The following is a 14,035-nucleotide window of genomic DNA, read 5'->3' on the forward strand; positions in this document are numbered from 1 at the left end:
ACCGATTGTCGGTGGCAATTCCGTGAAGGGCGGTGCCCGTTCCTGAAACCTCCCACGAGCGCCGGCCGAGACAGCGCGCCCGTTCGTTCGTCGCGCACAGCGTCCCGCATCGGATGCGCCACCGTCTTTTCCAGGACACAAGGGACCGATATGGCCGCCCCATCCCTACGCCACCACGCACATCCATTCCCCGATGGTCGGATCCCCCCCGAAGCGTTCCCCTTGTCACCGGCTCAGTACGGGATCTGGTTGGCGCAGCAGCTCGCCCCCCAGGTCCCCTTCGTCATCGCCCAGTACGTGGAATTTCCCGGGCCGTTGGATCTCGATCTGTTGCGTGCCGTGTCCGAAACCGCCGGTCGCGAGTTCGAGACCGTCTTCCTGCGCCTGATCGAGATCGACGGGCGCCCGTTCCAGATCGTCGATCGGGAACTCGACTTTCGGACGGAGATTCTGGACTTCCGCGACCGGCGTGAGCCGAGGGCCGCCGCCGAGGAGTGGCTCCGGCGAGACGTCGAACGCCCCGTCGACCTGCTCGCCGACCGGATGTGCAAGATCGCGGTCCTGTGCATCGACGACTCCGACTTCCTGGTCTACGTCAAAGCCCATCACATCGTGCTGGACGGTTACGGGGCAATGATCCTTATGAATCGGGGCGCGGAGTTGTACGCCGCCGCACTCGAGGGCCGCGCGGCGGACGCCGGACCGTCGACAGACCTCCGCACCCTGTACGAACGGGACCGGAAGTATCGAGCATCGCGCAGGTTCGCCGCCGATCGTGACTACTGGTCGCAGCGGATGCTGGCCGCGCCCAAAGGAACCGGAGACACCGCAGTGCCTCCGGCCGTCACGTCCCTCGTCGAGACTGCGGAGTTGTCCCCAGCCGCCTCCGATCACCTGCAGGGGTCCGCCAAGACGATGAACGCAACGCCGACGGCGGTCGTTCTCGCGGCTTTCGCATGCTTCTTCTCGCGGCTGTCCGGCAGCGGCGACGTACTCGTCAACATCCCTGTCTCCGCTCGCACAACCGCACAGCTACGACATTCGGCCGGCATGTTGGTCAACGTCGTCCCGCTGCGGATCGCGGTTCACGCCGAGGACACGCTCGGTGAGCTGGTCGGGCGGATGCAGCTCGAACTGCTGGGAGCGTTACGCCATCAGGGCTGCGGGATCGAGGACATCCGGCGCTCCACGGGGAACGCGGTGTCCCGCTTCTCGGTGCCCCTCGTCAATGTGATGCTCTTCGAGCAGGAGCTGGGACTGGGCGCGGTCCCCGGTACCGTCCATGTCCTGTCCCGGGGACCGGTCGGCGATCGAATGATCAGTGTCTGTCCCGCCGGTTCACCGGCGGCGACCACGATCGAATTCCGCGCCAATCCGAATCGGTATCGAGAAGACGAGATACGCCGGCAGTGCACCCAGATCGCGGAACTTCTCGAAGAATTCGTCGCTGCGGATCCGGGAACCCCCCTCGGCTCCATCCATCGCACGAGCGCGCGTGAGGCGGAACGCCGCTTCCGGGACGCATCGCTCGTGGACTACTGGACATCGACGCTGGCGGGGCTGCCCACGCCGCCGGAGCTGCCGATCGGCCCCTCGCCGATCCGCCATACGAAAGATCCTGCGACAGTTCGGTTCCCGATCGACGATGACTCGTGCCGCGCCGTGGTCGCGCTGGCCGCCGAGCAGCACGTCGATTCGTTCGTCGTTCTGCATGCCGCGGTGTCGGTACTGTTGGCACGCCTCGGCGGTGTCGACGACGTCGCGATCGGCACTCCGGTTCCGCGCACCGGAGTATCCGACGCCGAGGTGGACGGTGTCGTCGGCGCCCTCGTCCTGCGTGCTCGCGCCGGTTCCGCGATGAGATTCGACGACCTGGTTGCGCAGCTCGGCCGAACCGACCGGGAGGCCTTCGAACATGCCGACGTGTCCCCGCGACGCCTGGCCGAGGCACTGGGTCCGAGTCAGGACGGGACTCGGTCACCGTTGTATCGGGTGACGCTCGAACATCACGTCGAGGCACAGTCTTCCGCCGGCGAGCCGGATACGTGCACGGCAACGACCTACGACAGCATGTGCTTCGGCACAGCGGACCTGCAGATCTCCGTGACCGAGCGGCGGAACCGCATCACCACCGGCATGAGCGTGAGCATGCGGTATGCGACCGAGCCGATCGCCGAGGGGACCGTCTGCGGGTTCGCGAACCGGTTCACGCGGATTCTGACGGCGATCGCGGCGGATGCGTCCGTGCGGATCGGCGACATCGATCTGCTCGGCCCGGAGGAACGGGCGACTCTGGTACCGGCGCGCGGCCCGGACGGAGTCCCGGTGCGACGTCTGCCGGACATCCTCGCGGCTGCGGCGTCCGCGGACCCGGAGGCCGTTGCGGTGTCGTGTGGGACGGTCCGGATCTCCTACCGAACACTCGACGAGCAGACGAACCGGCTGGCACGGCGCCTGATCGACCTCGGTGCGGGTCCGGAACGCTTCGTCGCGATCGGGATCGAGCGGTCGGCCGACTCGGTGGTGGCGGTATGGGCGGTAACCAAGGCGGGCGCGGCGTTCGTGCCGGTGGATCCGACCTACCCGGCCGAGCGGATCGAGTTCATGCTGGACGACTGCGGCGCGGTCCTGGGACTGACGACGGTCTCCCAGCGTGCTCGGATGCCGGAACGCGTGCGGTGGGTGGTGCTCGACGATCCCCGGATGGCCGACCCGCCGGCCCGGCGCGGGACGGCGGTGGCCGATACGGACCGCGTGATGCCGCTGAGGGCGGATCATCCGGCGTACCTGATCTACACCTCGGGGTCGACGGGGACGCCGAAAGGTGTCGTGATCACGCATCGCGGACTGGCGAACCTCGTGGCCTTTGCGGCGGCATCGGCCGAGCCGGGGGCGCGCGTATGGCACGGCGCGTCGCCCAGTTTCGATCTGGCAGTGCTCGAGATGCTCCTCGCGTTCGGTGTCGGGGCTCAGCTGGTCGTAGCACCCTCCGGGGTGTACGGCGGCACCGAACTCGCACGACTGCTCGCCGCCGAGCACGTCACGCACTGGTGTACCACCCCGGCGGTCCTGTCCACCCTCGACCCGAGAAGTCTGGACGACCTGGTCTTCGTGATCGTCGGCGGCGAATCGTGTCCCCCGGGCCTCGTGGAGCGGTGGGCACCGGGCCGGCGCATGGTCAACGGGTACGGTCCCAGCGAGGCCACGGTGCAGGCGACGACCGACGATCTTCTGCCCGGCGACGGCGTCGGACTCGGGAATCCGGGGCCGGGATTCGAAGCGATCGTGCTCGACGCACGCCTGCATCCCGTACCCGTCGGCGTCGTCGGGGAACTCTACCTGTCGGGACCGGCTCTGGCGCGGGGGTACCACCGCCGGTCCGGGACCACCGCGACGCGGTTCGTGGCGGATCCGTTCGGGGCGCCGGGGCGGCGGATGTACCGCACCGGAGACCTGATGCGCTGGTCGACCGGGACGAGCGCACCGGTCGGCGGAACCTCGCTGCTGCGGCTCGAGTACGTCGGACGCGCGGATCTTCAGGTGAAGCTGCGAGGCCGGCGAATCGAGCTCGGCGAGGTGGAGGCGGCGTTGCTCCGCCACGACCGGGTGGGTCAGGCAGTGGCGGTGCTCCGGGTCGACGGTGGAATCGAGCATCTCGTGGGCTACGTGGTGCCCCGCCCGGGCGAGGTCGTCGACGGGGCAGAGGTACAGAAGTCGGTGGCGACCGCGCTGCCCGACTTCCTGATGCCCGCGGTAGTGGTGGTGCTGGCCGCGATGCCCGTCACCGCCAACGGCAAGATCGACCGGAATGCACTGCCGGTCCCGACGTTCGGAGGATCGGCGTACCGGCCGCCGCGCACGGCGCTGGAACGGACCCTGGTTGGGGCCTTCGCCCAGGTACTCGGCGTCGCTCCCGACCGGGTAGGCCTCGACGACGGCTTCTTCGACCTCGGCGGGGACTCGCTGCTGGCCACGGGACTCGTCGCCCGGATCCGCGCGACCCTACGGGCCGAGGTGCCGATCAGGACCGTCTTCGAGGCCCCGACCGTCGCCGGACTGGTACCGCGGCTCGCGGAGTGCGGTGTTGCGCGGCCGCCGCTCGTCCCGCAGCGGCGGCCGAAGCGGATTCCGTTGTCCTACGCCCAGAGTCGACTGTGGTTCATCCACCGATACGAGGGGCCGTCGACGACGTACAACCTTCCGATGGCGGCGCGTCTCCGTGGGGAAGTGGACGTCGCGGCCATGGTGGCGGCCTTCACCGATGTGGTCACCCGCCACGAGAGCCTGCGCACGGTGTTCGGGGAGGAAGAGGGCATTCCCTTCCAACAGATCCTGCCGGTCGACGAGGTCACGCTGTCGCTCCCCGTGACAACGGTGTCCGGCGAACTCATGGCCGACGCGGTCGGGGCGGAGGTCGCGTACCGCTTCGATCTCTCCACCGAAATCCCCATACGCGCGGCGCTGCTTCGGCAATCTCCCGACGAGCACGTTCTGGTGCTCGTGCTCCACCACATCGCCGGCGACGGCGCCTCCATGGTCCCCCTGGTGCGCGACGTCATGACCGCATACGCGGCCCGGGCCGCAGGATCGGCGCCGAACTGGGATCCGCTGCCGGTGCAGTATGCGGACTACGCGCTGTGGCAGCGGGAGATGCTCGGTACGGAGACCGATCCGGACAGTATGCTCTATCGCCAGTTCGAGTACTGGCGAGCAGAATTGGCGGATGCGCCGGAGCAGCTCCGCTTGCCGACGGATCGAATCCGGCCTCCGGTGCAGTCGTTCGAGGGCGGAACGGTCGAGTTCACCGTCGATGCGTCGCTGCGGGAAGCAGTCGACGAGCTGGCCCGCTCACGCGGAGCGACCACATCGATGGTGATGCAGTCGGCACTGGCCGTGCTACTGCACAAGCTCGGCGCCGGAACCGACATCCTCATCGGCGGTCCGGTAGCGGGCCGTACCGATGAGCTGCTGGCCGACCTGGTGGGATTCTTCGTCAACTCCTGGGTGCTGCGCGTCGATCTGTCCGGACTCGACGATTTCGCAGCGGTTCTCGACCAGGTGCGGGCAAAGGCGCTGGCCGCGTACGAGAATCAGGACGCGCCGTTCGAACGCCTCGTCGAACTGCTCAATCCGGTCCGGTCCACCGCGCATCACGCATTGTTCCAGGTCGCGATGGCGTTGCAGAACAACCCGCTTCCTGTGCTCGACTATCCCGGGCTCCAGGTCGCGATGGAGCCGGTGACGGCCGGCGTGGCCCGATTCGACCTGTTCTTCAGCCTGTCCGATGTGCCGGCGACACCGCATTCGCCCGGAGGGATGCGGGGAACGATCGAGTACGCGAGCGATCTGTTCGATCGCAGCACCGTGCAGCAGATCGCGGCGCGCTTCGTCCGGGTTCTCACGTCGATGGTGACGTGTCCGCAACGCCGCTTCGTCCTGGTGGACCTGCTCGAACCGCACGAGCGCGTGCAGGTGTTGCAGGAGTGGAACGGCACGACGGTGACCGTCCCGGACACAACGGTACCGATGCTGTTCGCCCGGCAGGTGTCCGCCGACCCGGATGCGGTGGCGCTCACGTCCGGTACCGAACAGTGGACGTACCGGGAGTTGGCGGCTCGCGCGACCCGATTGGCCCACCGGTTGATCGACCTCGGGGTGGGCCCGGAGTCGGTCGTGGCGGTCGCCCTGGATCGTTCGGCGGCATCGATCGTGGCCCTGCTGGCGGTGTCGACGGCCGGCGGCGCGTATCTGCCGATCGACCCGGGCTATCCCGGTGAACGCACCAGGTTCATCCTCGAGGACGCCGCCCCGCTCCTGGTGCTGAGCGACGCTGTCGTCGCCGGTCGATTGCGGTCCCCGGCATGCCCCGTGCTGCTCCTCGACCCCGGCGGAGCATCGGTCGGCGACCCGACGACGCGAGTCGGTCCCGTCACCGATTCCGATCGGCGAATGCCACTGCGTCCCGAGCATCCGGCATATCTCATCTACACCTCGGGCTCGACCGGCGTGCCGAAGGGCGTGGCGATCACCCACCGCAATCTCGTCCACCTGGTCTCGCACGGCTGGCCCGCGAACCGGCCGCGGGAGCGGATGTCGATGACGTCCTCGCCGGGATTCGATGCGTCCGTGTACGAAATCTGGCCGGCCCTGCTCACCGGCGCCGAGCTCGTGCTCGCCCCGCCCGGGCCGGCAGATCCGATGGATATCGCGCAGACGGTGCTCGACCACGGTGTCACAGCCGTGTTCGTCTCGACTCCGATGTTCCATCTGCTTGCCGATCCCGGCATCGCCACGGACGGGGTATGGGATCACGTGGACCAGGTGGTCACGGCTGGTGCGGCGCTGTTCCCGGCGGCCGTCGACCGCTTCCGCGCCGCGCATCCCGGCCCCCTCGTGGTCAACGCATACGGACCGACGGAGACCACCGTCTGCGCCACCCTGTATCCGGTGCCGACCACCCACGAACCGGGCAGCAGCTCGGTGCCGATCGGAACACCCATCGAGGGCGTGCAGGTGTTCGTGCTCGATGCCGGCCTGCAACCGGTACCGGTCGGGGTGCCCGGGGAGCTGTACCTGGCCGGCGCGGGCGTCGGACGCGGCTACCACGGCCGGCCGGCGATGACGGCGGGCCGGTTCGTCGCATGCCCGTTCGGGGCGCCCGGGCAGCGGATGTACCGGTCGGGGGATCTCGTGGCATGGCGGTCCCGCGAACGCACGGAAACCGGGCGGGTGAGAGCCGCAGACCTCGAATTCGTCGGCCGCGTCGACGACCAGCTCGAGATCCGTGGATTCCGGGTCGAGCCCGGTGAGGTCGAGGCGGTCCTGACTTCCCATCCCGCAGTCGCACAGGCGGCGGTGGTCCCGCGCGCGGTACCGGGTGACATCGCGAGCACGCAGCTGGTCGGATATGTCGTCCTCGACCGGGACCTGACCCTGCGGGCGGAGGCAGCCCGGGAGTCGGAAGCGGTCGAGCGCTGGCAGGCTCTGTACGACGACGTGTACTCGGACGCGGCGGCGGCCGTCCCCGCCTCACCGGCACTGTCGCTCGACGAGGACTTCGGCGGCTGGAACGCCAGCGCCACCGGTCGACCACTGCCCCTCGACGAGATGCGGCAGTGGCGGGACGCGGCCGTGCAGTCGATCCGGACGCTGCGACCGCACCGGCTGCTCGAACTCGGCGCGGGCTCGGGATTGCTGCTCGCCGAACTCGCCCCCGAATGCGGCGAGTACTGGGCGACGGACTTCGCCGCATCGGCGATCGCGTCGCTGCGTGTCAAGGTGGCCGGACAACCGTGGGCGCAGCGGGTGCGGCTGCGGACGCAGCCCGCTCACGTGACCGACGGTCTTCCCGAAGGCCACTTCGACACCGTGGTGCTCAACTCGGTGGTCCAGTACTTCCCCGACGCCGCGTATCTGCTCGAGGTACTCGGAAAGGCACTGCGACTGCTCACGCCCGGCGGGGCGCTGTACCTCGGCGACGTTCGGAACCTGGCATCGTTGCCACAGTTCGCGGCCGGAGTGGAACTCGCGCGTGCCGGCGTGACAGACACCGCATCGGTCGTTCGCGAACGGGTCCGCCGAGCGATGCTCACCGAGCGGGAATTGCTGCTCGCTCCCGAATTCTTCACCTCACTGCCGCAGCACCTGACCGGCATCACGGGGACAGAGACCCAGCTCGGCCGGATGCACGCGGTCAACGAACTCAGCTGCCACCGCTATCAGGTGATCCTGCGTACCGGTCCGGCGCCGGTCCGCTCCCTCGGAGACGCCCCGAGGCAACCGTGGCACCGGTGGGGAACGATGGCGGCCCTGTGCGACCACCTCCGCGCACATCGGCCGGACATGTTGCGTGTCGACGGGGTACCGCACGCCGGGCTGGTGCGTGCCGTCGCGCTGGCCGACCGGCTCGACGAGGCACCCGATGACGTGCCGGTGCAGAACCTGCTCGACGGAGCTCCGACGCAAGACGGCTGGATGCCGCACGACTTGGATTCCGTCGGAAAGGAACTCGGATACTCGGTCGCGGTGACCTGGTTCCCCACGCCAGGCGGGATGGACGCCGTCTTCATCGCCGGGGAGACGAACGACACCTATCCCGCCGCCGTCACGGATGTGTATCTCCCGGCAGGACCGATCGGTCCACTCGCTCGATACGTCAACGACCCCGCCGCGAGTACCCGCATCGACGAGATCCGCCGCTTCGTCTCCGAGCGACTTCCGGACTTCATGGTTCCGTCCGCACTCGTGCACATGGCCGCTCTCCCCTTGACCGCGCACGGAAAGCTCGACCATCGGGCCCTGCCGGCACCGGAGTTCGCGATCCCGGGCGCTGACGTCCAGGCGCCGTCGACACCCACCGAGGAGACACTGGCCGCCGTCTTCGCCGAAGTGCTGGGACTCGGGCGGGTCGGAGCGCACGATTCCTTCTTCGCGCTCGGCGGGGACTCGATCATGTCGATCCAGCTCGTCGCACGGGCGAAGGCGGCGGGTGTGCTCATCTCGCCACGAGACGTGTTCGAACACAAGACCGTTTCGGCGTTGGCCGCCGTGGCCACCTCCCTCGCACAGGGCCACGAGGCGCTTCCGGAACTGCCCGGAGGAGGAATCGGCGACATCACCCCGCTCCCGATCCACCGATGGCTGTTCGAACGCGGCGGTGGCTTCGACCGATTCTCCCAATCCGTGTTGCTCACCCTCCCCGCCGAGGCGGACGAGGCGAATCTGACGGCCGCTCTGCAGGCGGTCGTGGATGCGCACGACATGCTGCGCGCACGACTGCACCTCCCCTCGGAGTCCGCATCCGGATGGGGCCTCGAAACACGTCCGGCCGGAACGGTACACGCGGACAAGCTGTTCCTTCGGATACCGGTCGACTCGGTCACCGGCCCGGACTTCACCTCCACCGTCGGGGCGGCACTCGATGCCGCGACCGGGCGGCTCGACCTCACGTCCGGGATCGTGCTGCAAGCGGTGTGGTTCGATGCGGGACCGATCGGCAGGTTGCTGCTGGTGGCCCATCACCTGGTGATCGACGGCGTGTCGTGGCGCATCCTGGTGCCGGACCTCGCCACCGCGTGGGGAAGGACCGTCGCAGGACTCGAGCCCGAACTCGAAGCCGAGCACACCTCGATGCGCCGATGGGCCCACGGGCTGCGCGAGGAATCCCGCAGCGAAAACCGGCGCGCAGAACTGGATCTGTGGCAGGACATGCTCTCGGTCGAGGAGCCTCCCCTGGGCTCGCGGTTCCTCGACACTGCGAAGGATGTCGGTGCCACCCTCGACACGATCACCGTCGACGTGCCGACCGTCACCACCGAGATCCTCCTCACCGCACTGCCGGCCGCCGTCCACGGCGGCGTGAACGACGGCCTCCTCACAGCCCTCGGCGCAGCGGTGATCACGTGGTGCCGCGCTCGCGGACAGGACACCGATCGGGTCCTGGTCGGGCTCGAAGGCCACGGTCGGGAAGAACAGGTGGTACCCGGCGCCGACCTGTCCCGGACGGTCGGGTGGTTCACCACCATGTTCCCGGTGCGGCTCGATCTGTCCGGAATCGATTCGTCCGAGGTGTTCGCGACGGGCACCGGAAGAGGTATCGATGCGGTCAAAGCGGTCAAGGAACAACTCCTCGCCGTTCCCGACCACGGCATCGGGTACGGCATGCTGCGCTGGATCGACGACGAGTACCGCACGACGCTCGAGTCCCGTCCCGAACCGCAGATCGCCTTCAACTATCTCGGCCGGGTCGCGACCACCTCGTCGGGAAGCGCCCGAGAGGCCGGATGGATACCGATCGCCGACATCGATCTCGGGCCCGGCACAGATCCGGCTCAGCCGGCGGCCGCCGCGGTGGCGGTCAACGCCGTCGTCGTCGACACGGACACCGGGCCGATGCTGCGCACATCGTTCACGTTCCCGACCGGCGTGCTCGCGACGGACGAGGTAACCGATCTGGCACAACGGTGGCGGCAGGCCCTGATCGCGCTGGCCCTCGACACCACGGTGCCCGGCGCCGGCGGCCACACACCGTCGGATCTGTCCTTGGTGCCGCTGTCCCAGCGCGCGATCGACGATCTCGAGCACCGCTGTCCGGGGCTCGAGGACGTCTGGCCGTTGACTCCCCTGCAGAGCGGCCTGCTGTTCCATGCCATCCAGGCGGACTCCGTCGACGCCTACACGGTGCAGCTCACCCTGCATCTGCAGGGGCGGATCGACCCGCGGCGCCTGCGGGATGCGGCTGCGGCCGTCGTGGTCCGACACCCGAACCTGCGGGTCGCCTTCGTACTCGACGAGGGCAACCCGGTCCAGGTCGTCCAGCGCGGGATCGAACTCCCGCTCCGCGAGATCGATCTGACGGCCGTCGACGTCGCCGTCCGCGACACCGAGCTGGACCGGATCCTGAGCGAGGACCGGCTCGCGCGCTTCGACACCGCCGTCGCGCCACTGCTGCGACTGACCCTGATCCGGATGGGACCCGACGACTTCCGGCTGCTGTTCACCAATCACCACCTCCTGCTCGACGGGTGGTCTGCGCCGCTGCTACTGAAGGAACTGCTCGTCCTCTACGCCGGTGCGGGTGACACATCGGTCCTGCCCCCACCCCACGCCTACCGGGACTATCTGATCTGGCTCGGCCGCCAGGATTCCGACGCCGCATGTTCGGCATGGTCCCGCTATCTGAGGGGAGTCGACGGCCCGACTCTGGTCGTCCCGGGCCGGCGAGGTGAGCCGGTGGGTGCCGTCTCCGAGGAAACGTCCCGGACGCTCGGCGAGGACCGGACACGACAGCTCGAGGCATTCGCACGCACGCATTCCCTGACGCTCAACACCCTCGTGCAGGTCGCGTGGGGGATTGTGCTGGCCACGCTCACCTCGCTTCGCGACGTCGTGTTCGGCAGCACCGTCTCCGGCCGACAGGCGACGGTGCCCGGCATCGAGGAGATGGTCGGGCTGTTCATCAATACCGTGCCGGTACGCATCAGCGTCGATCCGAACAGGACCCTCACGGAGTTGCTCGAACGGGTCCGCGCCGAACAGACCGAGTTGCTCGACAGTCACCACGTCGGGCTGGCGGACATCCAACGGGCAGCCGGGCCGGCCGCCGTCTTCGACACGCTGACGGTGTTCGAGTCGTATCCCGTCGACCGGGCCGCGTTGAGTCGGGCCACCGATGTCGCCGGCATGCGAGTGACTCATGTGACCGCCCGCGACTCCGGTCACTACCCCGTTGCACTGATCGCACACACCGACCCCCTGCTGCACCTGCGTATCAGCTACCGACCCGACCTGTACGACCGCGGAAGTGCCGAGCAGACCCTGAGGCGGGTCGTCCGAGTGCTCGACGCCGTCGTCGACGAACCCGAGACGACGCTCGGTCGGTTGAACCTGCTCGACGAAGCCGAACGTCGGCGTCTGGCTCCGGTCGGGAGTTCCCCGGCGGTCCCGGTATCCGAGGCGACGTGGACCGAGATGCTCGCAGGACAGGTAGCCCGCCATCGGGACGCGATCGCAGTCGTCGGGAACGGAGAACAACTGACCTATGCAGACTTCGGAGCCCGGATCAGCCGGCTGGCGCGATGGTTGATCTCCCGGGGCGTCCGTCCCGAGGCGCCCGTGATCGTGGCGATGCGTCGATCCGTCGACCAGCTGGTGGCGACGCTCGCAATCCTCGAAGCCGGAGGCGTGTACGTGCCGATCGACCCTGATCACCCAGCTGAACGTATCGCACACGTCCTCGAAACTGCACAGCCGATGTGCGTGCTGGCCTCGGAAGGGATCGAGCTGCCGGGAACAGTGCCTGTGATACGCACGGACGCCCTCGATCTGTCCGGATTTCCTGCGTCTCCCGTCACCGATACCGACCGGCTCGCGCCGGTACGGCCGGACAACACCGCGTACGTGATCTTCACGTCGGGCTCGACGGGCACACCCAAGGGAGTGACGGTGACCCACCGGGGGCTGACAACTCCGGCGCAGTGGTGTGCGGGTGTCGCCGACTCCGAATCCCGGGTTCTGCACGCAATCTCACCCAGTTTCGACGCATCGCTGCTGGAGTACCTCACGGCCGTCGCGGCCGGCGGACAGCTGGTGGTGGCGCCACCCACGGTGTACGGAGGCGCCGAGATGAAGGCACTTCTGCGTACCGCGCGGATCACGCATCTGTACATCACCCCCACCGTGCTGGCCACCATCGATCCGTCGGGGCTGGACGAACTCGCATTCGTGTGCGTCGGCGGTGAGACGTGTCCACCGTGGCTCGTCGAGCGATGGGCGACCGGCAGACGCATGGTCAACGGGTACGGACCCACAGAGACGACGGTGATGTCGAATGTCCGCGACCCATTGGCGGCGGACGAACCGATCACGCTCGGCGTACCGATGCCCGGATTCGCCGAGGTGGTGACGGATCGGCGGATACAGCCGGTGCCGGTCGGGGTGAGCGGGGAACTGTACGTGGCGGGTCCGGGACTGGCCCGCGGATACCACCGGCAACCGGGAACGACGGCAACCCGATTCGTGGCCGACCCGTTCGGAGCGCCGGGACGACGGATGTACCGCACCGGTGACCTGGTGCGGTGGACGGACACGACCGGGCGACTCGAACCGGAATATGTGGGGCGTTCCGACTTCCAGGTGAAGGTGCGGGGATTGCGCATCGAACTGGAAGAGGTAGAGGCGGCGCTGGTGCGGCACCCCGCGGTTGCCCAGGCCGTGGCCGTGGTCCGCGACGGTGGGCGGGGCGAGCAATTGGTCGCCTACATCGTGCCCGCACACGCACCGGCCGACCCGGCGGAGATCCTCCGTTCCCTGGCAGCCGTGCTGCCGTCGTACATGGTGCCGGTGGCATTGACAGTGCTCCCGGCGATGCCGGTGACACCCACCGGGAAAGTGGATCGGGCGGCGCTACCGGCCCCGGAGTTCAGCCGGTCGGAGTATCGGTCCCCGCGCACCGACACCGAGCGCATCGTTGCGGAGGCCTTCGCGTCTGGGCTCGACCTGGAACGCGTCGGGATCGACGACAACTTCTTCGACCTCGGAGGAAACTCTCTCAGCGCCGTTCGTGTCGCCGCCATCCTGAAATCGACACTCTCCGGGGACGTCCCGTTACCGCTGATCTTCCTCGCACCCACACCGGCAGGCCTGGCACATCGCCTGGATACCCGTCCCGGTGGGGGCACGCCGTCGACGATCGAGGCGCTCGAAGTGCTGATCCCGCTCCGGGCGGGGGGCAGCCGTACTCCACTGTTCTGCGTGCACCCCGCGATCGGCATCTCCTGGGTGTACGCCGGACTGTTGCGGTACCTTCCCGACCGTGCCGTGTACGGCCTTCAGCTCCCCCTCCTCTCCGGCGGGCCGGCCTATGCGTCCCACCACGCCCTCGCCCATCGCTACGTCGAGGAGCTGCGGGCGGTGCGACCGCACGGCCCCTACCATCTGCTCGGCTGGTCGCAGGGCGGCCTGATCGCGCACCACATGGCGGTCCAACTGCGAAGCGCGGGAGAGGCCGTCGATCTCGTGATGCTCGACTACTACCCGATCGAGCGCGCTCGAAAAGAGCTGACTCTCGCGGAGGTTCTCGTCAGCTTGGGTATCGACGCCGACAGCGCCGAGCCTACGGACATTTCGTTCGACACCGCGCTCACTCAGGTGAACCGTATGCTCGGGCACGAAACAGGTCTCACACCAAGCGATCTCGAGCGCATACTGGGGGCGTACGCCGAGGTGCACCGCACCGGACCGGAACTCGGGCTGGAGGTATTCGACGGCGACATGCTGTTCTTCGCTGCCGCGAACTCGTTGGACGACTCGGGCGAGACATCACCGGGGCTGTGGCGGAAGACCGTGACGGGCTCGATCGTCGAGCACGTCGTCGCGGGTGATCACCTGCATATGATGAATCCCGAAGCGACCTCGGTCATCGGCCCGATTCTGGCGGACCATCTCGGTCGAATCGATGAGCGCCACCGATCTCCCCGGTGACGGGTCGATACTGTGTCGCAGCGCGGACGGTGTCGCAGCGCGGACGGTGTCGCAG

The 14,035-nt window shown here is 68.3% G+C and carries 1 protein-coding gene; it reads left to right on the plus strand.

Annotated elements, in window-relative coordinates:
- The first annotated feature begins 222 nt into the window (after positions 1-222).
- Entirely contained in the window at positions 223-13,980 is a 13,758-nt protein-coding gene (locus JYA75_RS02435; protein WP_203329665.1) for a non-ribosomal peptide synthetase, read from the plus strand.
- Positions 13,981-14,035: the final 55 nt, after the last annotated feature.

Source organism: Rhodococcus sp. PSBB066, from assembly GCF_017068255.1.
GTDB lineage: Bacteria > Actinomycetota > Actinomycetes > Mycobacteriales > Mycobacteriaceae > Rhodococcus > Rhodococcus aetherivorans.